This is a genomic window from Arthrobacter sp. B0316-1-20 (assembly GCF_059091865.1).
In genome coordinates this window covers 1-23,588 of the sequence record NZ_JBNHHC010000046.1, presented here as the reverse complement: position 1 = coordinate 23,588, position 23,588 = coordinate 1, and the positions used below count along the sequence as shown (strand labels likewise).

The window sequence follows — 23,588 nt, the reverse complement described above, 5'->3', positions numbered from 1 at the left end:
ACGGTCGCCACCTCAGTTCCGCGGTGGCCAAGTCGAGGTCGGTGCGTGTACCCGCGCTCCTGCCCACTCGGTGACCCAAGCGACGCGCGCCTCGCGGGTGCTCGCCTAAGACAAGGAAAGACGATGACACATCTGGAGCAGATCGAGTTACACACCGGAACGGTGACCATGGAACTCGCGGAAGCAGAGTTCGACATGGTCGTGGAGGAGCGCGCGCCTCACGCCGAGGACGTCGTTGTCCTCACGTTGCGCGAGGTGCATGGCGCAGAACTCCCGCCTTGGGAGCCAGGTGCCCACATCGACCTGTTGATCCCCGACGTTGGACCGCGGCAGTACTCACTCTGCGGAGACCCGTCGAACCGGCGGGAGTGGCGCGTCGGCGTCCTCAATGTGCCCGCTGGGAACGGCGGTTCACGATACGTTCACGAGAGCTTGGCGGTCGGATCGACGATCCGCGTACGTGGACCTCGCAATCACTTCCGCGTGGTGCCGTCAGACGATTACCTCTTCATCGCCGGTGGCATCGGGATCACCCCAATCCTTCCGATGCTCGCCGAAGTCAACCGCAGTGGGGCCAACTGGCGACTGGTCTACGGAGGTCGACACCTTCGCTCGATGGCGTTCTTGGATGAACTCGCAACATATGGAGACCGGGTCACCTTGTGGCCGCAGGACGACAAGGGCCTCATCGACATTGACGGACTGTTGGGCGAGGCGGCGGGCGACTCCGACGTCTACTGCTGTGGCCCCGGCCCGCTTCTCGACGCGGCCGAGCAAGCTCACGCTTCCAGGTCCTCGGGAAGGCTGCACCTCGAGCGATTCGCGGCGAGGACGAATCTCGAGCCAGTGAGCACCGAATCGTTCGAGGTCGAGCTCCGGAGGTCAGGGAAGGTCCTCACCGTCCCCCCAGAGCGATCCATTCTCCAGGTGGTGGAACAAGCCGGTGTGCACGTGTCGTGGTCATGTGGAGTTGGTACCTGCGGTACGTGCGAGACAGCTGTCCTCGAGGGGTCCCCCGAGCACCGCGACTCGGTCCTCGATGCAGCCGAGCAGGAAGCGAATGACTGCATGATGATCTGCGTCTCTCGCTGCTCGGGACAGCGACTGGTGCTGGACCTCTGAGACAGAACCGGGGCAGGCGTGCTTGGCGGGCGGCGCGTAGTTCCGTGTTTGGGTGCCCCCAGCGACGCCGCGCACGGCGTCCCGACCTGGAGATCGGACACGGTCCATGCCGCCGCGACCGGGCGGATCGCTTCCAACTGCGGTAGATTTCCGTCCGGCGATCTAACAGCCTTTCTCGCGTTTCAGTTGCGGATCTCGATGTGAATCGCCGCGGGTCTGGTGGAAGGTCTGAATCCCGAAAGGGGGAATGACCATGCCGGCACCGAGGAAGTATCCGCCGGAGCCTCGGGAGCGTGCGAGGCGAGGAAGGCAGATCCGGAGCTGTCGTTGAACACGGCGGTGGCCAGGGTTGGACAGCGGACTGGGGGGCCAACTCCGACACGCTGCGTGGGTGGGTGCACGCAGGAGAGCGAGGGGCCACGACGACAGGCGCAAAGAAGGTAGGGTCCGGAGCTGAGGTTCGTGTGTCGGCGGCCATGAAAAACTGCCCATAGGCGGCCACGGAATTGCCCGCTGGGGCGAGTTCTAGCGATCGATGCAACACCTCCGAATAATCGGGAGTTGCAACACCCATGGAATCACCCTCAGGAAATAGTTTTTCCTTGAAGAAAAATCTCCTTCCCGGAGAAATCGGCGCCCCTGGCCGGTGCGGCCGGCAAGCGTTCTCAGCAGTCCCATTCCCGTGCCCAAAGGCAGGATTTCCTTTCCGCCGTTGCTCGCTTGGGAAGTGTTGCCGCGGCGGCCAAGGAGCTCGGCATCAACAGAAGCACGTGCCAGAAATGGGCGAATGCCGCCGGGAACAGTCCAACGCTTCGGCACCGACACCGATCCCAAGATCCTCGACCTGCCCAAGGACGCCTAGATCAACCAACCCGCAGCACCCGCTGAATCAACTGATCAGGCCGCTGCCTGACACCCACTGGCCTCATTCACCTTGACAAATTCCGATCCCGCGAAAAGCAGACTAGACCCGTCGCCGGGCACCGCGTCTTGCTACCAGGCAACGACGCCGCCGTCGCTCACCATCTCCATCGCCGTCGTCCACGTGGACTCGTCCGACAGCAGGCAAAGGACCCCGTTCGAGATCTCGACCGGGCCCATCATGCCCTCACTCTGCTGGAAGTGGTCGAACATGCCCAGGAAGTACTCCCGGCCGAGATCGTACGCGTCGGATTCGGACGCCTTGGAGGTTCCGCAGATAGGTCATGGGCGTCGGTTGGGCCGGGTGTCCCCACGGCGGGAAGTCCAGGCGAAGCGTATCAATCTGCGGACGACGATAATCGCGTTGGCGAGCGCGATGAGTCCTTCGATGACTCGGGCTCGGCGTTCGGTGCAGATGGCGAGTTTACGAAAGCCTCTGTTGTGCCAAGAGTTCGTGCGCTCCACGACCCATCGGGCGCCGGCCTGCAGTGGGTCCTTGGGACGACCACACACCCGATGGGTTTCCCGGTGCCGTCGGTCAACAGTGACCGCTTGGTGCCCTGTTTACCTTGATTTTCCGGCCGCTTGCCCACCCACGGCGCTTTGACGATGCAGCCGTCGACCGTGACATCTTCAAGGTCGAGGCTCACGATTTTTGGTCATAGGCCTCCAAGTAGATCTGCTCCAGTTCGTCGAAGACTCCGGCGTTGATCCACTCATCGCGGCGGTTACGGATGCTGGTCGCCGAACACGCACTGTCCGCAACCCATTCAAAGGCTGCGCCCAAAATCCGGGTCTGAACGATCTTGTCGAAGATCACCCGATCGGGAATCCGAGGACGGTGACATCCCCGCAGATGATGATCGAGAATCGGTGGAATCAGCGTATTGAACTGGACCCGGAGCGGTTCGATGATGAATGATGGCACGGCAGGCACAAGCACCTCGTGGGGAAGAAACGAGAACTTGACACCTCAATTCCTACCGGCGCTCACGCCTGCTCTACCTCGGCGACTCACACCTATCTGCGGAATCTCTCACTCGGTCCCGCTTGGTTGGCCACATTGCCGAAGCCCACATCGCGACCGGGCGGGGCCGAGGTGTCGTGCATGTCGAGGGACTCCGCGGTGCAGGGAACGACCTCGACCCCAGCCTCGCGGCCGGGAGTCGAGGTCGTTCCCATGGTCACCAGGCGGAGACGCCGCCGTCGATCGCCATCGTCGTTGCCGTCGTCCATTTGGACTCGTCGGACAGCAGGTAGAGGACGCCGTTCGAGATCTCAACCGGGTCCATCATGTCTTCACTGAAGTAGTGCTGCGTCATTCCGACCAGGTATTCGTTGCCGACCGAAATCGCTTCGAAGTCGACGTGGCGCGCCATGTCGGTGTCGACCGGTCCCGGGAGCACAGTGTTCACTCGGATGTTGTGCTTGCCCAGCTCGGCGGCCAGTGTCTTGCCGATCCCTGTGACTGCGTGCTTGGATGCGGTGTAGGGCATGTTGAATGGGCCTCCCTTGACTCCGTACCCGGACGAGATCAGGACGATCGACCCGCCGTTGCCGGCCTCGACCAGCACCGGGGCGGTCGCCATCACGGTGTTCCACACGCCCATCAGGTTGATCTCGATGACATCGCGGAACGCTTGCTCGGTGAACTTGTCCCATGGCCCGTAAATATTGATACCCGCGTTGGCGACGACTCCGTCCAACCTGCCGAATTCGGCCACGCCGGCGCTCACGACCTCCTTAAGCCGTGCGAGGTCCCGGACGTCGGCTTGCTCGGCCACGATGACCCTGCCGAGGCCTTCCACGAGCGCGACGGTCTCCTTCAGGTCCTCCCAGGTGGCGCCGGGGTACGAGGTGACGGTGGGGATCGACTCGCAGATGTCGACCGCGATGATGTCCGCGCCCTCCTCCGCCAATCGGACCGCGTGGGACCGGCCTTGCCCGCGTGCAGCGCCGGTGATAAAGACGACCTTGCCGTCCATGCGTCCTGCCATGTTGATGCTCCGATCTCATAGGAAAGTTGCCGGGGCCGGGACGGCTACCCGGTGTCGTGCCCGGTCGGCTATGCGTCGACCTCTGTCGCCTTGAACATATCCACTTCGGCATTCGGGGTGTTCTACGTAGTGGCGCTGCAGCGTGCCGTTGGTGCAACAAAGCCCCTGACCCACTCGGTCACTACTGTCACTTGGAGTTCCGGCAGATGTTCGGTCATTACCGGACCTTCCACAACTTCTTCATCTGCTCGCGCCAGTCGGCCGGCTTGTCGTAGTTGATATCGATCTTGAAGTCGTGGTCATTGGTCAGCAACTGCGTCGGCATTCCCCCGTTGCCGGCTGGGTCGAAGTCCATCCCCTGCATCTTCCGCAACGTCATGTCGACCGTGAGCCACATCGCGTACTCGGTTGCAGCTCCGGTGGTCACAGCCTCCTTGCCGGACTTGATGTTCGACTGGATGCTCTCATCACCAGTGGCACTGGTGATCGTGACGCGGTCACCCAACCCTGCCGCATCGAGACCAGAAACGATGCCACTCGTGAGCGCTCCACTGGACGTATAGACGTAATTGATCTTCGGGTCCTTCTGGACGGCCGCGACCATGGCGCCCACTGTCTGCGCGCCCACGACCTGCGCGATCGTGTTTTCGACCACGGTCACCTTGCATTTGGGGCAGTTCTTCTCCATGGCCCCGATGTAACCATCCAGGTTGGTATCAAGGACCGGGTAGCCCGAGACCGCGTGTGCCACCACGTGGGCATCGCCGCCGGAATCGGCGATCGTCCAGTTGGCGACCATCTCGCCCCAGTTGGCCTGCTCCGGACCAGCCTGTCCGATCACCACGTCGCCGTACTCCATCGGGCCAGAGAAAGCCGGAACAATGTAGACACCCGCAGCCTCGTACTCGGGGATCACGGTCTGCCAGACCGCCCGATCGATACCGGCGAGACCCACGGCAACCGGGTTGAACTCGAGCGCCCGCTTCATTCCGTCGACCAAGGTCGCAGGATCGGCCGACTTGAACGGAATTGTCCTGAAGTTCCAACCCAGAGCTTCGGTGGCCTCCTCGATGGCATCCGCCTGCAGTTGGCAGTGCGGGTTGTCGAGGCACTTCATGTAGATGAAGGTCTTTCCCGTCGGTGGCTTGTCCTTCAAGGGTTCACTCAGAGGAATCGATATCGGCTCCTCGAGGTTCTTGGCGGTAGCTTCCTCCGCGGCCTTCAATCCCGCGGAAACGTCCGCATCAGAGGCATCGCTACTAGTTGACTCGACCGAGCCAGTACCCCCACGTCCGGCAGCCACGACCGCTAGAACCGCTAGAGCGGCCAACGCCGACTTCGGTCGATGGCTGGCGTTCCCGCCCAAAATCCTACGTGGCATCTTCAGTCTCCTCAATGTCGACATAAGTTACTCGAACTCAGCCATCAACCGGTCGGTTGGTGGCAAACCTAGGGGACGTGTTTCCGCGTGTCAATGGGCACCAAGATCAATCTGGACCAAAGTTTTGGCTCGGAGTCGGGGGCATACGCGGCGGCGATCGGTCGGTCGGCGACCGCAAGTCGCTACAGGGTCATGCCCGGGGCGGCTGGGCGCGCCCATGGTCCTCCTGAAGGTACCAGGGCCTGTTCAGCCTGTGATCCTTGACATAGACGACTTGCCCACACTATCGTTCAAGCCAACCGACTGGTTGGTCCACTGATTTGATGCCTGACGTCCACAGTGCAGTGGGGCAAATCCCAATGAACACTTCCAACGAGGGATGAGACTCCTGGAGGTCGGTTCAGGAGTGAGGCATCCAAGCTTGAGAGATCGACGGAATGTTCAAGGAGGAGCATGAGCATCAACATCGAGGCATGGACCGACGGGCGCGTGGTCTGTCCAATCGACCATCACTCGCCGGAGTACGCCCAGAATTATCGCGAGATCAACCGGGAGATCCGTGACGCCGGACCGGTCGTGTGGAGCGACCGCAACGGTGGATTCTGGTACGTCACGGACTACGAATCGGTCCGCAAGGCCCTGTTGGATCCCGAGGCGTTCACGACGAATCCCGTGGAGGGTTCGCGCGATTTTGGTCCAGTCATCCCGCAAATCGAGCAAACTCGGGTGTTGGCGGAGACGCCGGGATTTTTCGCCTTCGTCGACGGTGAGCGCCATGACACTCCGAAGGCTGTCTTGAGCGCTCCCTTCTCCAAGCGGCGCTTGGCGGCGAAGGCCGACATGATCCAGTCGCACGTGGACCGCGTGCTCGACAGGGTCCTGCCGCGAGGGGAGTTCGACGTCGTCCATGATGTAGCCACGCCGGTCGTGGCCGGAGTAGTCACCGAGTTGTTGGGTCTCGACCTGGAAGATCCGGCCGCGATCGTGAATGTGCTCCCAGGCCCCCTAGGCGAGTCCGGTCGGTTGGACACGGTGGCATCCGATGGGGTCAACATGTCACTGCCGGAAGCCTTGGCCTACCTCGGCGAGGTTGTGCAAGCCCGGAAGGAGGAGCCGCGCGACGACCTCATCTCCCTCATGCTGCAGGCCAACGACGAGCAGTTCTCCGTCGAAGAAGTCTCCGGCATGTGCCTGCAGATCCTCTTCGGCGCTCTGGAAAACCCGCAGGCCCTCATCGGGCACTGCATGGTCTTCCTCGAAGACCGGCCCGAGATGCGCGCTCAGCTCCGCGCCGACCCGAGCCAGATCTCCGAGTTCGTTGTGGAAGCGGTGCGCTACTTCAGCGTCTCGGGGACGGTATCGCGGACCGCCGCGCGCGATGTCGAGCTCGGCGGGATGCAGATTCGAAAGGGCGATCGTGTTCTGTTTTCGCTGTCATCGGCGAACGCCGACCCGGCCATGTACGACCATCCCGAAGAGTTCGACTTTGAACGGCCGGGGCCTCCAACTCAACACCTCGGCCTTGGTGCTGGCACCCACACCTGCCTGGGCGCGCACCTGTTCCAAGCCACGGTCGAGACGTTGCTACAGGGCCTGCTCGAGCGGATTGATGAGTACTCATTCGACCCGGACAAGGTGGTCAGGAATTCGGACAGGGCCACCAATGATCTCTTCGAGAGTGCTTGGATGCGCGTCACAGCCCCGCGGACTCCAACCGGGCGGGACGCGTCATCATAAGCAGTCGCAGTCGAAACTCACTGTGAAACTGGCGTGCACCTCAATTGCACGGTGGCGCCCTCGGCGGCTCCGCAGGGGCAACGGGCAGAGCCCCGTGAGTCATCTCGGAGCCAGTGAGTCATCTCGGGAAGATTGCTGCCCCGTCCGGTGCAACCTTCCTGGCGTCACAACAGTCCCAGACGCAGGTGCAGTAGAGGACCTTCCAATCGCCGTCACGCTTTCCGCACAGATCGCGGGAGCGTCAACCGTGCAGGTTACGGTCACATCCGGATCGCGAACCGTGTTCAGGCACAAGAACGTACTTTCGCGTTTCGCGCGATCGCCGTCTGTCTCACACAAGACATTGCTTACATGATGACTACCGGCAATATGTACCGCATCAAGTTGTCGCGCAGACATTTCGCGTCGTAAAGCTCATCAGTTGAGTCAGTCCACCCCGGCATTCGGAGTGTTCACATAGTCGCGTTGGGCGCCCGAGGCATGCCCGGGCACGGGCATGGGCACGGGCACCGGAGTCGATAGGCAGCACTCCGATGCCCGGCACCGGGCCCGTCAGCCGTTCGTTCGTTGTTCCCTACCAGGCGACGACGCCGCCGTCGATCACCATCTTCGACGCCGTCGTCCACGTGGACTCGTCGGACAGCAGGTACAGGACCCCGTTCGAGATCTCGACCGGGTCCATCATGTGCTCACCCTGGTGGAAGTGGTTGAACACGCCCTGGAGGTACTCGTTGCCGACCGAGAGCTTCTCATTGTCCACATGCCGGGCCATCTCGGTGTCGACCGGACCCGGGTGCACAGTGTTCACCCGGATCTTGTGCTTGCCCAGCTCGGCAGCCAGTGTCTGGCCGATCCCCGTGACTGCGAACTTGGATGCCACATAGGGCATGTTGAACGGGCCGCCCTTGAGTCCGAACCCGGACGAGATCAAGACGATCGACCCGCCGTTCCCGGCTTCCACCATCACCGGGGCAGATGCCAGCACGGTGTTCCACGTACCCATGAGGTTGACCTCGATGACGTCGCGGAACTCATCCTCGGTGAACCCGTCCCACGGCGCCCAGGTCGCGATGGCGGCGTTGGCGACGACACCGTCCAGCCTGCCCAGCTCGGCCACGCCGGCACTGACCACCTCCTTGAGCCGTGCGAGGTCCCGCACGTCAGCCTGCTCGGCGACGATGCGCCGGCCCAACCCCTCGACCAGCGCGACGGTCTCCTTCAGATCCTCGGGGGTGGCGCCGGGGTACACGGTGACCGACGGAATCGACTCACAGATGTCGACCGCAATGATGTCCGCGCCCTCCTCCGCGAGTCGGACCGCGTGGGACCGGCCTTGCCCGCGTGCAGCGCCGGTGATGAAGACGACCTTGCCGTCCATACGTCCTGCCATGGTGATGCTCCGTTCTATGGAATTGGTGAGCGCCCGAAGGGCACCCGGAAATCCGGACCCGACTACGCGTCGGTCTCGGAAGCCTTGAACATGTCCACCCCGGCATTCGGAGTGTTCACATAGTCGCGTTGAGCGCTCTTCGGCAGGTATAACTGCTCGGTCTCGGTGACGTACTCCATCGAGGGCAGACCGAATGCTCCACCCCATCCGATGTCGAGGTCGGTGCCGTCATCGCGCTCCAGCGTCTTCAAGTACTCCGCGAATGGCCTGCCGTCGCCCGATTCCTTGATGTCCAGTAGCAGGCGCCACACCTCCCGGATCCCCGGCAGGACGAACGGCACGATGTCGATGGCCTGTCCCATGGCCGTGAGCTCGGCCCGAGTCCGCTGACCGATCAGGCTGGGCTTGGGGATGACATAGGCAGGTCCCGGCGTCTCCTTGAGCGCGAGTTCCGCCTGCTCCCACGTGTGTAGTCCCTCGTAGAAGATGACATCTGCGCCTGTCTCGTTCGCGTAGAGCTGGCCACGGCGGATCGCCTCGTCGATACCGCCACCCGCGGCACCGAACCCGTCGGTGCGGGCTACGAGCACGAAATCAGGATCCAGTCGGTCGCGAGCCGCCGCGGCGGCATTGAGTCGTCCGATCGCCTCCTCGTCGGATACCAACTCGATTCCTACTGCGCCCCCTGCCTTCTTGGGCTCGCGCTGGTCTTCGATGTGAATCCCAGCCACGCCGGCGTCGATGAACTCCTCGACCGTGCGCTGCACGTTGATGGGAGCACCGAACCCGGTGTCGGCGTCGCAGAAGATCGGGATGTCGACACTGCGGGCGATGCGCTTGGCGTGCGCCACCACCTCGGTCAACGTCAACCATCCGACGTCGGAGGCACCCTCGGCCCACCAGGCCGACATGCCGCCGGACACCTCGAAGGCTTCGAAGCCAGCGTGCTGGGCCATCTGAGCGTGGATCGGAAGCGTGCCGAACGGCATCGTGACGGTCTCGGGTCGCTCGAACACGTCTCGCAGTGCCGCACTGGGCGATGTCAAACTCATGAACGCCGGCCTTCCGTGGTGCCGAAAACCTGACCTGACATGACTACTCCTTGATGTTGTTGCCGACGCTGAACCGTCAGTCGCGATCCGGGCATCGGCCTAGGCCTGGTTGAAGCCGATAGTGACCACGATGTAGACGCAGTCCTCGTCGTAGGGATTCCTCCACGCGTGCGTCACACCGCCCATGACCAGGAGGTCGCCGGGACCGAGAGTGCGGACCTTCCCACCCGGGAGTTCCAGATCCACCTTCCCCGAGATCACGACCTCGTAGTCGATGGTGTCGCTCGCGTGCATCGCGGGATCGCCGCCCTGTCCGGCGTCCATCGTCGGGTCAATCTCGTTGATGTTGATCTCGTTCTGCGCGGACCGGGCTGGAAAGCTGTTGACCCCGAAAGTCGAGCCGTTCGCGCCCGCCAGCCGAACATCGCTGGGGGGACGGCCGATGTTGTCCTTGCTGTGACCGCCGTTGACGGCCCAGTAGAACGCGCCGTCAACGACACCCGGCACGTTGACCACTGCCGGACCGTCGACCTCCAAGAAGTCGGGCTCGCCTGACTCGTTGGTCCCGGCGACGACGAGCCGGAACTCTGTGGGGTGCGGAAAAGTCATTTACCTCTTCTTTCTCGTGATGATCGGTGTCGTGAGACCAGCGAGGCCGGTCGGTCGATTGACCGCTCGGACCAGGTTAGGCGCGAAGCCCGGCCTCACGCATGAGCGGGAAGATTTGCTCGTGCAGGCGGTCCAGACCCTCGTCGTAATCGACAAACGCCGTGCACATGCCATCGATACCCGCGTCGGACAGCTTTTGCATGCCCTCGACGATCATTTCCGGAGTGCCCGTCAGGGGGACGAGGCTGGCCCTGATGTGGGCACGGACCGCTTCGTCGTTCTTGAAGTCGGCGTTGTCCCGCTTGTAGGCGCTGTAGTCCATGCTCTGCGATCCCGTCTCGGAGATGTTCAGGTAACGCACCATGGCTTCCCAGTCGGCGTTCTCCTCGAGGTAGGCAAGGTAGTCGTTCGCTTCCTTCTCTGTGTCCTTGCAGACGATGTGCGTCCCCGCCCACAAGTTAAGGTCAGGCCTGCCCGCTGCGTCGGCGCTGGCGCGAAGTTTGGCGGTCCCCTTTGCGGCATGGTCCACGCTCGGGACGGCCACGAAGAGGATCTGAGCGTGCTTGAAGGCAAACTCCTGACCCGCTGGGCTGGAGCCGGCGCTCATCACCACGGGGCTGGGAGCCTGGACCGGCTTCGGGTACGCCTCGGCGCCTTCCAAGTTGAAGAACTCTCCCGAGAAGTCGAACTCGGTCTCGGCGTCCGACCAGAGCCGCTCGACGACGTGCATCCACTCCTCGGCGATCTCGTAGCGCTTGTCGTGCTCAGGACGCTCGATTCCGAACATCTTGTACTCCGGCCCGTGGTAGCCGGCGACGACGTTCAGACCCACCCGACCGTTGCTGATGTGGTCGATCGTGGTGATCATCTTCGCTGCGAACAGCGGGTGGATGTACGGGACGTGAGTCGTGGCGAAGATCTGGATGTCTTGAGTCGCTTCGGCCAGGCCGGCCGCCCACGTGAGCGTTTCGAACTGTCGACCCCAAGGATTCTCGGGACCAGTGAGCCCTTGCCAACGGGCGATGGGGATGAACCCGTCGACGCCGTACCTGTCCGCCTTCTGCGCAAGCCCTCGGATCTCGTCCCAGTTCCCCAGCTTGATCATGTTGTCGGCGAATGTCAGCCCGCCCTGACCTGTCGAGACGTTCGCCCCGAAAATCGCGATCTTGAACTTGTTCTCGTCACCGACAATCGGCCTCTGAGCACGTTCAACGGTGTAGTCAGCGACGAAGTCCCGCGGCTTCGCGCTGGTGTCTTCAGGCTGTTTGGTCATGAGATTCTCTCCGGTTCATGAAGGCGTTGGTGTTGGTATTGGGAGCCAATGTGACTCAGATTCCTCACGCCGCGAGCGTCGTCAATTCCCGGGACACGGGTGAGCAACGTCAGGAAGCGTCAGCCCGGCGATACGCCGACTTCACGCGCCTTGACGGTCGGCGGGGGCGGATCAGAGTCATCGTCGCCCCCCGCGACGATCGCTTCGTTGCTCTCGGTCTTGCGCTTAGCGGCGACCGCCTTCTGGCGCCACACGGCGAAGCCGACGGCGAGCACGAGTGCCACTCCGTTGAACATGTCGTTGAGCCACTGCACCGTCGTGACCAGCTGGAGTCCGCGGACACCGGTAGCTAGGACGTAGACCGCAATGACGGTGCCCCAGACGTTGAAGCGTCCCGGCGTGAGCTGGGTCATGCCGAGGAATGCGGCAGCGTAGGCAGGCAGCAGAAGCCCTGCACCGAAGACCAGGGAAGGCCCGTTGAGCGAGCAGTAGAGCACACCCGCGAGACCGCTGATCCCTCCGGCCAGGATGAAGGTGAGTGCCGTCCACTTGCCAACTCGCACTCCGGTCAGCCTGGAGGCCTCCGCGTTTCCGCCGATCGCGAAGATGTATCGACCAACTGGCGTGCAGGCGAGGAGCCACCAGATGATCAGGGCAAGCGCAAGAAAGTAGAAGACGACGATCTGGAATCCAAACACGTCACGTTGAGCAAGATCGGTCCACGCCTCCTCAGTCGGCGGAAGCGGCTGGGCTCCATTTGCCACGATCGATTGCACTGCGGCCACGATGGTCATGGTCGCCAAGGTGGTGATGAATGAACTGATACCCATGACCACAATGAGAAATGCATTCACTGCACCGACCACAACTCCGGACAGCACTGCTATGGCGATCGATGACCACATATCGAAGCCATGATTCGTCTGCAGCACGGCAACCGTGACCGCCGATAGGTTGATTGTCGCCCCCACCGACAGGTCGAACTGTCCGCAGGCCAGCGGCAGCAGTACCGCGAGCGCCAACATTCCGATAATCGCCTGAGACGCAGCGATGGAGTACCCCGTGCCCGGCGTCAAGAACAGGTCAGGCACCCAGAACCCGAATATCACGATGAACAAAGCCCACACATAGAGAAGGCTAAACCTGTCAAATCCGAAATTGATCCGTCGTTTGCTCACGCCGCGATCACTCCTCTCTCGGCTCCGAGGCATTCACGCGCGATGTTGACGAAAGTCAAATTGGCGCCCGAAAGCTCACTTGAAATTTTTCCGTTGCGAAGGACGATCACTCGTTGACACAACGCGGCGAGTTCATCGACGTCGGATGAACTGACCAGAACTCCCGCGCCACCAGCGGCCGCACCAACGACAAGACGGTGGATATGCGCTTTCGCGCCGATATCGACGCCTTGTGTCGGCTCATCGAGGAGCAGCACCTTGGGTTCGCGGCGGAGCCACTTGGCGAGGATCACCTTCTGCTGATTTCCGCCGCTGAAGGTCATCAGCTTGGCGCCGGCGGAACCGGACGGCCGGACGTCGAGCGTCTCGAACCATGACATGGCCTGAGCCATCTCCAACTTTCGGCGGAGGCGGAAACCGTTCCAGAATGGGGCCAGATCCGACAGCGCGAAGTTCTCGGCGGCAGAGAAGTCCATGATCCCCGCCAACAACTTCCTGTCCGGGGGCACATAGCCCATCCCCTTCTCCATCGCGAGGTCTGGGCGGCTCGGCTCAAGTTCGGCCCCATTGATGCTCACCGCACCGCCCTCGCGGGCGTTGGCGCCGAACAGCGCCCCGAGAACGGTCTCCCTCCCCGATCCGGTGATGCCCGCGATGCCGACGATCTCACCCGGCCTGACAGCGAACGAGACACCGCGTATCGGCCCCGCGTCCAGACCCACGACTTCGAGTACCGGCGTGGCCGCAGCATCCGCGTGCAAGGTTTCGGCAACCTCATGAATGTCGTCCAGTTCGCTCCCGAGGAGAAGATCGATCAATTGTGAACGATCGAGGTCGCTGGTCTTCTCGGTCGCCACGAGGTGGCCATCCCGCAGCACACTGACTCGATCAGCCACTTCGAAAACCTCGTCCAGGCGATGCGTGACGTACAGGACTCCGACTCCAGTACTCGCCGCCTGTCGAACGATCTTCAGCAACTGCTGCACCTCATTGTCGGGAAGCGTCGCCGTCGGCTCGTCGACCACGAGCAACCGGACCGGAGTCTCGGGCTCCGCACGAAGAGCGCGCGCCACCGCGACGCCGGTCTTCGCTGCCGGCGTGAGGGTGCCCACCAGCGCCCGCGGATCGATGTGAGCGAGACCAACGCGCTCCAGATCGGCCTGGGCCTCGCGGAGCGCCTCGCGTCGCCGAATCATGCCCCAACGTGTCGGGAAGCCGCTGGTGAGGTACAGGTTGTCTAGGACTGACGAGTCATCGACCAAACCCAGGTCCTGATGCACGAAACGGCCACCCAAGGCGTAGGTCGATTCCGGCGCTCCGAGCGTGATCTTGTTCCCATTGATGCGAACCTCGCCACCCGGGTCCGGCTCGTGATAGCCCGACAGCACCTTAATGAACGTGGACTTGCCTGATCCGTTCTCTCCAAGCAGCGCGCGCACCTCACCCCGCTCGATGGAGAAGTCCAGACTCTGGAGGGCGACAGACCCCGCGAAGGACTTGGTCACTCCTGTCGCTTGGAGCACCGGCAGCTGATCTGTCATGATCCGACCTGCCACAGCTTCTTCATCTGATCCCGCCAGTCGGTCGGCTTGTCGTAGCTGATATCGATCGAGCCACTACCCCCACATCCGGCAGCCACGACCGCAAGGAGTGCGACCGGGGCAAGCGCCAGTTTGGGACGACGACCCGCGTACACCCCAGGAACGCTTCGCTTCATCTTCATTCTCCTCACCGCCAAGTCCGTGCAGCCGACCACGGAAACCTCGCCAGGCTGTCGTAACACCAACCATTTGGTCGGCCGCTATGAACCGTATGCGGAACCAGATGATGTGTCAAGACTCACAATTGCCATCACCCAGAGCTTTCCGCTACTGGAGAATGGCGCGTGGGCGGGACGCCCGCACGGGCATTGTTGAGACAGACCAGCACTGCTTCGGCGCTGCACATCTCAGACCCTCCCCCAGATCCGGGGCGCTTCAGGCTGACAGCGCACGTGCGCTCGAGCGGCGTGGTCGCTCACTGAATCCTCATTTCGGCTCCCGGCGGACAGGTGGCGCAGGTCACCTTTAGCTAATCTACCATTCGTTTGATGGTCAACGTTCATGATTCGGTCCTGTCGACTCTAAGGCCACGCGGACCTCGCCGAGGCAGCCTCGCCCCCTTGACGGTCCTCGACCACGGTGGTTCGATGGCCTTGGCCGCCCCAACCGACCGTATGCTTGAAATTACCCTCGGGGCGTCATCGACTTACACGAGAGAGGCTGAAACCCATGTCGCCTTCTGGACATCGCTGCGCTGACTGCGCGGGTGAGACGTCCGCCGTCCTGGACACCGTGACGCTTTACGCCAAGCTCATCGACCGTCGACAGTGGGCTCATTTCCGCAGCCTGTTCGAAGACGAATTGGACTTGCACTACCCCGAGGTCACGGACGGACCGCGCGGCCGCGCGTCCGCCGATCAGTGGGTCGATGTGGTGAGAGCCTCCGTCAGCGGTTTCACTGCCACGCAGCACGACTTGGCGACGCCCGTCGTGGAATTCGACGACTGTACCCACGCGTCGGTCGACGTGAACCTGGTGGCGCGGCACGTGCTGACGCTCGATGGCACCACGGAGATACTCACCGTCGCGGGATTCTATGATTTCGGCTTGGTGAAGCGGGACGGACAGTGGCGCATCTCGACGAGTCGCCTGACCTCCACATGGGACGAGGGCGATCGCGGGCTGTTCGAGAAAGCGCACCCCTTCGCGGAGATCCCTATGCCAACGCTGATCAACCAACTGTCTGGTTGACTAACGGATCCCTCCGAAGTAGTGTGGCATGTGACAAGGGCGTGAGGCCCATCACACGACTACATGGCCGGCGCCACTATACCGGCGTCAACCGGTCAGCGACGAACGGAGAGACATGCGAGCGGTGCGTTTCCATGCGGCCCGGGATTTCAGGTTCGACGACATCGTCGAACCTGAACTCGGCGCCACCGAGGTTCGAGTCAACGTCGCTTACAACGGCGTCTGCGGCACTGATCTCCATCTCTTCTACGACCCCGAGCACTCGGGCATGAGATTCGAACGGGATGCCGACGGCACCATCTTGCCCAAGAGGGTCGGGCACGAGTATGCGGGCACAATCGCGGCCGTCGGGCCTGCAGTCGATCTGTGCAGCGTGGGTGACCGCGTTGCCGTGTATCCGATCCCGAACTGCGGCAAGTGCACAAAGTGCGCGTCAGGCGCCCCGACCTTCGCATGCATAGACCTACCCGAAGGCAACGGAGGCGCTGGTCAGTCCGTCACCATCGACCAGCGGTTCGTGCACCGCCTGCCCGATGCCGTGTCCCTGCTCCAGGGCGCGATGGTGGAACCGCTCGCGGTCTCGCACCACACCGTCGGCTTGGCCGAACTCTCCACTGATGACTTCGTGATCGTCGCCGGAGCCGGGCCGATCGGCATCGGCATCTTCCTCGATCTGCGGGCGCGAGGAGTCACCAACGTCATCGTGTCTGAACCCAGCGCGGATCGGCGTGCCGTGATCGAGCGGCTCGGCGCGCGCGTCGTGGACCCGAGCAGCGAAGACTTGTCCACGATCGTGGACGAGCTTTCCGGTGGCCTCGGGGCGGATGCCTTCTTCGACGCGGCCGGTTCCGCCGCGGCCTTCTCGCAAGGCCTCGATCTGCTGGGTGCCTACGGGAGGCTCGTCGTGGTCGCCATCCACGGGGAGCCGATCGCCCTCGACCTCTGGCCCATGCAGGCCGCAGAGAAGCGCATCATCGGCGTGATGGGCCACAGCCAAACCGACTTCGACGAAGTCATCGATGGTCTCGCACGCGGCGCCTACCCTGCCGACGGCTGGGTCGCAGTCCGCCCTTGGGAGGACATCCTTGAAGTCATCGAAGAGCTCCGTGACGGCCGGGGCACCAAAGTGATCCTCGAGATCAGTTGATCTCATGGCGGCAGCCACCAGTGCCGCCGCCCGCATCGTTCGGAAGTCGCCCCAAAGGAAGAGATTCGATTGTCCACCAACAGAAGCGTCGAGAGTCAGACGTTCTTCACCCAGAGCCACCCCACCACGTTCGGAACGTACGAACTCGCTGATGAGGACCTGCATCGCGAGCACCAAGTCTCGAGCCCGCACTACTCGCTCACCGAGACGCAATACATGGGTTTCAGCGTGCCGGAGCATGACCTGCGTTGTTACGTCTGGACGTGGTGCCATCCGAATCTGGGAGTGGTCTCCAGCGCTGTCATGGCGTGGCAGGGAGTCCAACCGAGCATGCTGGCCAGCCCTCTGTTCGACTTCCGTAATTTCATGAGCACCGACGTCCTGGCCAACGGCTTCACCTACTACCAGCTCGACAACGGCCTGCAGGTCGAGATGACAGTACCCGGACGCGAGTTCCGTCTGCGTTACCTCGATGAAGCTCGTGGGAACAGCTTCGACGTCGTCCAGACTGCGGTGTCAGATCCTCTCGTGTGGCCGACCAACAACCACTTCGAGCAGGTGCTGCACTGCGTGGGCCAGATCACCCTGCGTGGTGAGAGGTTCGAGGTCGACAGCTATACCGTCCGGGACCGGTCGTTCGGCGAGTACCGATCCGAACATCCCGTGGAGGCTCCCCCGGCGTCATGGTTGACCGCGGTTCTTGACGACGTCACCCTGTGCGTCGTGGTCACCGACGACCCCGCCCTCGACCCGGTGTGGAAAGGCGAGTACGAAGTCGATGAGGATCGCCTCGCGCACTTCGGGTGGGTGCTCGCAGACGGACATCCGTCCGTCATCGTCGAGGCCCACGCATTGACGCGATTCGACGAAGATTCACTGTTCCCCACATCGGTGTCCCTCGAGGTGGTCGACGCTGACCAGCGACGGTACACCTTGGAAGGGACAGTCACCGCGGCATCGCCCCTGAGTCCGATGGCCAACCAGCGGCTCATCACGGGCTTGATCAAGTGGAGTCATGAAGGCGGCAGCGGGTACGGGGAAATGCAACACTGGCAGTTCACGGACTTCGTCCACGCGCACGCGGCCAGGCACTCGCCGAGGGTTGCCACGCCTGAAGGGGGACGACCGGCGTGATTCTCTCCGATACCGAGACCTTGGATATCGTCAACACGGTGCTCCGACGCGACGTCATCCCACATGTCACCGATCCGGCCGTCGCACGTTCGCTGGAGCAGATTAACGATGCCCTGAGGTTCCTCCGCGCACGGCAGGCGTTGGGGCCGGGCCTGGGGATCGAAGCTGCTACCGGGGCAGCCGAGGTCGCTGGATCAATGGTCGACTGCCTGAGCGCCCTGGGGGCGGGCGACGAAGCGTCGGCGTTGAAGGAGCGGATTGCCGCTCTCGGCCCCCACGCGATGCCCGACGACTGGGGATCCGTGCTCGATGACGGCGCCTCCCAGCTCTTGTCATTCCAGAGGAAGGCCGGGTATCGGGAGATGAAGGAGCGCGTCTCTGACGTGCTCGCCGCCGCCGCAGGGTGGGAGGGACGCTTCCTCGACACCTCGCGGAACGCCCCACCCCCCGCGACGGAGTCAGCCTCGATGTCGCCGACGCCCGCCGGCCCCGCCGCAACGGACCCTGAGGCGGGGCAACTGACCGCCGCTCGGCTCGAGGCCATTCTTCGGAGCCACCCGGACGTCGATCCGGACGCGACCGTCTCCGCGTTCGAGCGGGTGACCGGTGGACTGACCAAGGAGACCTACTTCTTCACCCTTTCGCAGCAGGGGCAAGATGAGCGGCTCGTCGTCCGCAAGGACGGCTCCGTCGCGCTGCTCACGTTCGACGCATGGGCTGTGCCGAACGAGTTCGAACTACTCCGCTGCGTGCATCGGTCCGGCGCGAAGGCGCCGGAGCCCTTGTGGATCTTCCCGGACCCGCCTCAGGTCGACGGCGCCTTCATGATCATGCGCCGCGTAGCGGGATCGGTTGCCGGAACCAATGGAGCACTGTTCGACGACTCCCAGGCCGACGTCCTACTGCGGAGCCTCGCCGAAGAGCTGGCGCGCCTTCACTCCACCCCTGTGTCGGAGTTCATGACCTACGCCGACCGCTTGGGCATCGACCGCGCCATCGTGAACTCCGACCTCACGGAGATCGTCCAGCGCCAGGTCGAGCAATGGCACGAGCAGTGGCTGACGTTCGACCGGAAGCCGTCGCCCAGCGAAGCCTATATGTTCGACTTCCTCTTCAACAACGTCCCGACGACCTCAGACAATCCTTCGATGGTTCATTCCGACTGCGGATTCCACAATCTCTTGCGTGACGGGGGCCACGTGACGACCCTCCTCGACTGGGAGTCCGCACATCTGGGCGATCCGGCGGAGGACCTGGCCTACGTGCAGGAGGCGGTGGCCAAGTACATGGACTGGGACGAGTTCCTCGACCATTATCGCCGCGTGGGTGGCCCCGAGGTCTCCCCCGAGCGGATCAAGTACTTCAAGGCCTTCATCGGCCTACGAAATGCCAGCGCGGTGAACAAGAATGTCACGCGCTTCCGCCAAGGCTATGTCACTGTGCGTCATCTCCCGTTGGCGTACGAATTGGCACCGCGGTTTCGCGACGACGGGATGCGAGCCATCGCGGATATCAAGGGAGAGTGACGGGACTCTCACCTGCCCTAGGAAAGAAGCTGGGTCCGTTGGTGCTTGCCACCGGATATCTGTGTACATAGCGTCGCAACCAAACGATCGATGTCCTGCCTGGTGCGTGATTGCCGGATGTGGAAAGTCGAGCGGCCACCGCGTTTGCGGGCAGAGAGACCGGCCCAGCCGGTACAAACGTAGGAGTCGAAGACGCCAACGAGCCGACCGTAATCAAACCGGCGCTGCGCACTGAACCGGCCGGTGCGCGGACTCGTCGTCAGCAACGCGAATCCGGTCCCCCAGCACCGGCCTGTACACTCCACCGCGTTCCTCCATTAAATCAGCCAGAACCTGAATCGTCTTCTGGTACTGGCCGATCGTCGATTCCATATAGCCAGCCGCGCGTGTTGGCGGTCAGTGGAAACTGCCCACCGGCGGTCAACAGGATTTCTGCCGATTTGGCGCGTCACGACGCTGCCGGCACCGCCGGTACCCGTGACAGGATGAACCGCCCCGGGTTTGATGGACACATCAACTACCCGGAAGGATGGAGTCCGTGCCAGCACAACGGAAATACTCGGTCGAGCTCAGGGAACGTGCCACCAGGATGGCAATCGAAGCCAGGAAGGATCCGGCGACCCGCACCGGCGCGTACCGGCGCATCGGTGAACAGCTCGGGGTCAACCCCGAGGCTCTGCGGACCTGGGTGACGCGGGCGGAGACCGATGAGGGCCTGCGGCCGGGCACCACGACCGCCGATGCGGAACGGATTGCCGAGTTGGAGCGCGAGGTCCGGGAGTTGCGGCGGGCGAACACTATCCTGAAGCAGGCCTCGGCTTTCTTCACGGCGGAGCTCGACCGCCCGTCGCGGTGATGTGCGCCTTCATTGAGGAGCATCGAGAGGAGCACGGGGTCGAGCCGATCTGCCGGACCTTGGAGATCGCCCCGAGCACGTACTACGCCCGCCGGTCCCGGCCGGCCTCGGCCCGCAGCCTCCGGGACGCGGAGCTGGCCGGGCAGATCAGGGACATCCACAAGGACAACTACGGTGTCTACGGCGCCCGCAAGATCCATAAGGAGCTGCAGCGCCAGGGCATCGAGGTGGCCCGCTGCACGGTCGAGCGGCTGATGCGCGCCGAGGGCCTGCGCGGGATCTCGCGGGCCAAGGGGCCGCGGACCACGAAACCTGCCGCGGAGACCGGCCGCCCGGCGGATCTGGTCGAGTGCCGGTTCACCGCGGACGCGCCGAACACGCTGTGGGTCGCCGACATCACCTACGTGCGCACCTTCGCCGGCTGGGTGTATGCGGCCTTCGTCATCGATGTGTTTTCCCGCCTGGTCGTCGGCTGGCAGGTCGCCACGAGCCTCTACACGGACCTGGCGCTGGACGCCTTGGAAATGGGTCTCTGGTCCCGCACGAAGGACGGGGCCGACCTGTCGGGCCTGGTCCACCACTCCGACCGCGGGGTCCAGTATCGTGCCGTCCGCTATACCGAGCGGCTGGCCGAAGCCGACGCGGTCGCCTCCGTGGGCTCCCGCGGGGATTCCTACGATAATGCGATGGCCGAGGCCTTCAACTCGCTGTTCAAGGCCGAGCTCGTGCGCAACAAAGGCCCCTGGCGGGACATCGGCCACCTCGAGGTCGCCGTCGCCGAGTACATCGACTGGTTCAACCACCGGCGGCAGCCACGGCATCGGTGATGAAATCACCGGCCTGCATCCCGGCCCAAAAAACCTGCAAGAGATCAGGCCTTAGATAAATTGAATACCCCGCCATGACAACACCCATTCGCTAAGTGTTGCAATCACCGCAAGAACCCAAGGATGCTTCATCGAGACACCTGTCCGGACATACTCACGGTTATCGGCGCAGAAAGCCTGCGCGAAGTTGGGCCAACGCACCGGAAGCGGCAAACACGTCGTGCGCGCGGTGAATGCATGGGATTGCTCACCCGGTTGACGGACTTTCTGACCGACCCCCTCATGTCCGCGCAGCCGTGGGATGGCGAAGCCTACCAAGCCGTGTCCGACTGATTCGATCAGGTCGGTATCGTTGAGCTTTGCGCGGTAGTTGCCCACGTGTTGCGGGCAACCATGCGGGTGTTGCGTCGGCGCGCGGCTGCCACCCCACTCGGACATCCACGGCCTCATGGCATGCCTCTATAGCTTCATTCGGTGAATCAGTTGCGTTCTCGGATGGCGGTTTCTGCCGGTTCAGGGGCTGGCTCCTGCCCTGGCGTTGCGGGGGCATTGACCGAGAGGCCGGCCAGGCTGTTGCCCAGTGTCCGGCGCAAGGTCAGAACGTCGTCGGGCTCGCCGGGTCCGCCGTGTTCGGGGCGGGTGCTCAGGGTATCCAGGGCAAGGGCGAACAGCCGGCGCGATGCCGCCACGGCCTCTTCCCTGTCCCGGCGGATCAGGTGCTCATTGACGAACAGGAGCAACAGGACGTCCTCAATCCACCGGTCGGGACGGAAGGCGCCCTCGGCCTTGGCGCGTTCGATCAGTTCCTCGAATCCCCGCAGGATGGTGGTGCGCAGCCGGTCGACCTCCGCGGATTCACCCTCGGGTACTTCCCGCAGCGCGCTCATGTAGCCCAGGTTGTTGATCTCTTCGAGGAACAGCTGCTCGAAGTACATCCTGAACCCTTCCCACCCTGTCCGGCAGCCCAGCGCCTCGATGATGGCCTCCTGGTGCCGTTCCAGGTTCACCAGAAGCGCCTCAACGATCAGCCCGCGCCGGTCCGGGAAATGCCGATACAGCGTGGCATTTCCCAGGCCCGCGCGCCGGGCAATCGTATCCAGGGGAACGTCGAGGCCCTGTTCCGCGAACAGGGCGCGCGCCGCCTGCACAAGGGCCCGGCGGTTGCGCAGCTGGTCCCGCCGGGGGGTGTGCAGCCGTCCGGAATGCTCATGTTCTGTCACGCTGCCACTTTATGCCAGAGTCCGCTGCGAAAACGTGGACCAATCCCCGTTTCGTCGCTAAGGTGGCTTTCACGGGTTCCGCAACCTTGGGATCCCGCCTATTCAATGGTGAACGCGCATGGACGGCAGGCAGGCCCGGCACTCCCGCAGAGGAGGTGACCGGTTGCCCAAGTGCGATCAGGAAAGGACACTCGCGATGCGGGCTGCTGTACTCGATGCCATTAACACCGTCCGGATCCGCGAAGATGTCACGACAGTGGAACTGGAACCCCACGATGTGCGCCTGCGCATGCATGCAGCCGGAGTGTGCCGGACCGACCTCTCGGCCGTAACCGGAGCCTGGCCCACGCAGCTGCCGACCGTGCTCGGCCACGAAGGCGCCGGTGAGGTCATCGAGATCGGCCGCGACGTCACCAACGTGAACGTCGGCCAGCGCGTGATCCTTGCGGCACTGGCCGGCTGCAACGCGTGCTTCTTCTGCTTGAAGGGCGAGGAGTTCCTGTGTGTGCGCAACGACCTGGAAGGCGGGGAACTGCCCAAGTTCCAGGTAGCGCAAACCCCGAGCTACGGCATCGTCGGACTCGGGACATGGGCCGAGGAGATGGTGGTTCCGGACCGCAACGTGGTCGCGTTCGATGAGTCGATCCCGTACGAGATTGCCTCACTTGTCGGCTGCGCGGTGATGACCGGCGTCGGGGCCGTGATCAACACGGCCAAGGTCGAGCCGGGCGCCTCCGTCGTCGTCATCGGCGGCGGCGGCATCGGCTCCGCCTCCATCCAGGGAGCCCGCCTGGCCGGAGCCGGAATCATCATCGCCGTCGACCCCGCCGTCGGAAAGCACCCCCTCCTCAAGCAATTCGGTGCAACGCACACGGTCACCCCCGAGGAAATCGACGCCGCCAAAGCCCGGCTCACCGGCGGATACGGCTTCGACTACGCCTTCGAGAACGTCGGCCGCCCCGAGACCATCCGGGCAGCCTGGGACGCCACCCGCCGCGGCGGCACCGTGATCGTCACCGGGCTGGGCGGACCGACCACGCAGGTCCCCTTCAATGCCCACGAACTGGCCATGGACGGCAAGCACCTGATCGGCAACGTAGGCGGCTCCGTACACTCAAGCCGGGACTTCCCCCGGTACCTGGACCTCTGGCGCCTGGGCAAGCTCGACCTCGAAGGGCTCATCACCGAGAGGATCGGCCTGGACGGCATCTCCGACGCGATCGATGCCCTCAACAACGGCGCAGACGTTTCCCGGCAGGTCATCGTGTTCGACTAAGAACTGACCAGACGGCCACCGGTCCGCGCCCGTGTGAACCATGCACCGCGCGCCGACAGGCCGGCCGGACCGAAGCCCCCCGGCCCGCCCCCGAAACCGGCCAGGCACCCGGGCCTGTCCGCCCCTGCCCGGCAAGGACCCCCAACCGTG

General features: G+C 63.4%; 20 protein-coding genes, 2 pseudogenes and 1 other annotated feature. Of the genes and pseudogenes, 9 read left to right on the top strand and 13 right to left on the bottom strand.

Annotated elements, in window-relative coordinates; all coding sequences use genetic code 11:
- Positions 1-123 precede the first annotated feature (123 nt).
- Positions 124-1,122 carry a PDR/VanB family oxidoreductase gene (locus tag AC5RW2_RS35070; RefSeq protein WP_494032172.1) on the top strand — a complete coding sequence of 333 codons (999 nt, stop codon included), beginning with the start codon at positions 124-126 and terminating at the stop codon, positions 1,120-1,122.
- A 720-nt stretch (positions 1,123-1,842) separates the two neighbouring features.
- Positions 1,843-2,010 (top strand): hypothetical protein, encoded by a 168-nt coding sequence (locus AC5RW2_RS35065; protein WP_494032173.1) that lies wholly within the window; start codon positions 1,843-1,845, stop codon positions 2,008-2,010.
- A 105-nt stretch (positions 2,011-2,115) separates the two neighbouring features.
- Here the strand turns inward: AC5RW2_RS35065 and AC5RW2_RS35060 are convergent, their stop codons facing one another.
- The 4 genes and pseudogenes from AC5RW2_RS35060 to AC5RW2_RS35045 all read right to left on the bottom strand — a co-directional run bounded on the left by AC5RW2_RS35060 (position 2,116) and on the right by AC5RW2_RS35045 (position 5,196).
- Positions 2,116-2,256 carry a hypothetical protein gene (locus tag AC5RW2_RS35060; protein ID WP_494032174.1) on the bottom strand — a complete coding sequence of 47 codons (141 nt, stop codon included), beginning with the start codon at positions 2,254-2,256 and terminating at the stop codon, positions 2,116-2,118.
- Between the two features lie 69 nt (positions 2,257-2,325).
- Positions 2,326-2,980: pseudogene (locus AC5RW2_RS35055) on the bottom strand (transposase family protein).
- A gap of 247 nt (positions 2,981-3,227) precedes the next feature.
- The gene (locus tag AC5RW2_RS35050; protein WP_494032175.1) at positions 3,228-4,040 is read right to left on the bottom strand and encodes a mycofactocin-coupled SDR family oxidoreductase; all 813 of its coding nucleotides are present in this window, start codon (positions 4,038-4,040) and stop codon (positions 3,228-3,230) included.
- A gap of 217 nt (positions 4,041-4,257) precedes the next feature.
- Complete coding sequence (locus AC5RW2_RS35045) at positions 4,258-5,196, bottom strand: sugar ABC transporter substrate-binding protein (RefSeq protein WP_494032176.1); 939 nt, start codon at positions 5,194-5,196, stop codon at positions 4,258-4,260.
- A gap of 678 nt (positions 5,197-5,874) precedes the next feature.
- Here AC5RW2_RS35045 and AC5RW2_RS35040 point away from each other — a divergent pair.
- Entirely contained in the window at positions 5,875-7,158 is a 1,284-nt protein-coding gene (locus AC5RW2_RS35040) for a cytochrome P450 (RefSeq protein WP_494032177.1), read from the top strand.
- A gap of 574 nt (positions 7,159-7,732) precedes the next feature.
- Here the strand turns inward: AC5RW2_RS35040 and AC5RW2_RS35035 are convergent.
- The 7 genes from AC5RW2_RS35035 to AC5RW2_RS35005 all read right to left on the bottom strand — a co-directional run bounded on the left by AC5RW2_RS35035 (position 7,733) and on the right by AC5RW2_RS35005 (position 14,383).
- On the bottom strand, positions 7,733-8,548 hold the full coding sequence (locus AC5RW2_RS35035; protein ID WP_494032178.1) for a mycofactocin-coupled SDR family oxidoreductase: 816 nt from the start codon (positions 8,546-8,548) through the stop codon (positions 7,733-7,735).
- Between the two features lie 62 nt (positions 8,549-8,610).
- A complete protein-coding gene (locus tag AC5RW2_RS35030; RefSeq protein WP_494032179.1) occupies positions 8,611-9,600 on the bottom strand; it encodes an isocitrate lyase/PEP mutase family protein in 990 nt (329 codons plus the stop codon).
- Positions 9,601-9,699: 99 nt separating this feature from the next.
- Positions 9,700-10,209, bottom strand: coding sequence for a cupin domain-containing protein (locus tag AC5RW2_RS35025; protein WP_494032180.1), 510 nt, complete (start codon positions 10,207-10,209; stop codon positions 9,700-9,702).
- A 76-nt stretch (positions 10,210-10,285) separates the two neighbouring features.
- Positions 10,286-11,482, bottom strand: a complete 1,197-nt coding sequence (locus AC5RW2_RS35020) for an LLM class flavin-dependent oxidoreductase (protein WP_494032181.1) — start codon at positions 11,480-11,482, stop codon at positions 10,286-10,288.
- 119 nt (positions 11,483-11,601) lie between these two features.
- On the bottom strand, positions 11,602-12,660 hold the full coding sequence (locus AC5RW2_RS35015; RefSeq protein ID WP_494032182.1) for an ABC transporter permease: 1,059 nt from the start codon (positions 12,658-12,660) through the stop codon (positions 11,602-11,604).
- Entirely contained in the window at positions 12,657-14,201 is a 1,545-nt protein-coding gene (locus AC5RW2_RS35010) for a sugar ABC transporter ATP-binding protein (protein ID WP_494032183.1), read from the bottom strand. Before AC5RW2_RS35010 ends, AC5RW2_RS35015 begins: the two co-directional genes overlap by 4 nt.
- Positions 14,198-14,383: a hypothetical protein gene (locus tag AC5RW2_RS35005; RefSeq protein ID WP_494075056.1), complete on the bottom strand. Its 186-nt coding sequence runs from the start codon at positions 14,381-14,383 to the stop codon at positions 14,198-14,200. Before AC5RW2_RS35005 ends, AC5RW2_RS35010 begins: the two co-directional genes overlap by 4 nt.
- Before the next feature lie 547 nt (positions 14,384-14,930).
- Between AC5RW2_RS35005 and AC5RW2_RS35000 the strand changes: the two genes are divergently transcribed.
- The 5 genes and pseudogenes from AC5RW2_RS35000 to AC5RW2_RS34980 all read left to right on the top strand — a co-directional run bounded on the left by AC5RW2_RS35000 (position 14,931) and on the right by AC5RW2_RS34980 (position 20,942).
- Positions 14,931-15,452, top strand: coding sequence for a nuclear transport factor 2 family protein (locus AC5RW2_RS35000; RefSeq protein ID WP_494075055.1), 522 nt, complete (start codon positions 14,931-14,933; stop codon positions 15,450-15,452).
- 115 nt (positions 15,453-15,567) lie between these two features.
- The gene (locus AC5RW2_RS34995) at positions 15,568-16,599 is read left to right on the top strand and encodes an alcohol dehydrogenase catalytic domain-containing protein (RefSeq protein ID WP_494032185.1); all 1,032 of its coding nucleotides are present in this window, start codon (positions 15,568-15,570) and stop codon (positions 16,597-16,599) included.
- A gap of 69 nt (positions 16,600-16,668) precedes the next feature.
- Positions 16,669-17,733, top strand: coding sequence for a DUF7064 domain-containing protein (locus AC5RW2_RS34990; RefSeq protein WP_494032186.1), 1,065 nt, complete (start codon positions 16,669-16,671; stop codon positions 17,731-17,733).
- Positions 17,730-19,259 carry a phosphotransferase family protein gene (locus AC5RW2_RS34985; protein WP_494032187.1) on the top strand — a complete coding sequence of 510 codons (1,530 nt, stop codon included), beginning with the start codon at positions 17,730-17,732 and terminating at the stop codon, positions 19,257-19,259. The genes AC5RW2_RS34990 and AC5RW2_RS34985 overlap by 4 nt, the downstream gene beginning before the upstream one ends.
- Positions 19,260-19,788: 529 nt before the next feature.
- Positions 19,789-20,942: pseudogene (locus AC5RW2_RS34980) on the top strand (IS3 family transposase).
- Positions 20,076-20,189 (top strand) — a sequence feature (AL1L pseudoknot). It overlaps the preceding pseudogene by 114 nt.
- Before the next feature lie 51 nt (positions 20,943-20,993).
- Here AC5RW2_RS34980 and AC5RW2_RS34975 read toward each other — a convergent pair.
- Together AC5RW2_RS34975 and AC5RW2_RS34970 are read right to left on the bottom strand one after the other, a co-directional pair.
- Entirely contained in the window at positions 20,994-21,320 is a 327-nt protein-coding gene (locus tag AC5RW2_RS34975) for a hypothetical protein (protein ID WP_494075059.1), read from the bottom strand.
- 101 nt (positions 21,321-21,421) lie between these two features.
- Positions 21,422-22,162 carry a TetR/AcrR family transcriptional regulator gene (locus tag AC5RW2_RS34970; protein WP_494075054.1) on the bottom strand — a complete coding sequence of 247 codons (741 nt, stop codon included), beginning with the start codon at positions 22,160-22,162 and terminating at the stop codon, positions 21,422-21,424.
- A gap of 196 nt (positions 22,163-22,358) precedes the next feature.
- Here AC5RW2_RS34970 and AC5RW2_RS34965 point away from each other — a divergent pair, with 196 nt between their 5' ends.
- The gene (locus tag AC5RW2_RS34965) at positions 22,359-23,438 is read left to right on the top strand and encodes a zinc-binding dehydrogenase (protein ID WP_494037181.1); all 1,080 of its coding nucleotides are present in this window, start codon (positions 22,359-22,361) and stop codon (positions 23,436-23,438) included.
- Positions 23,439-23,588 lie beyond the last annotated feature (150 nt).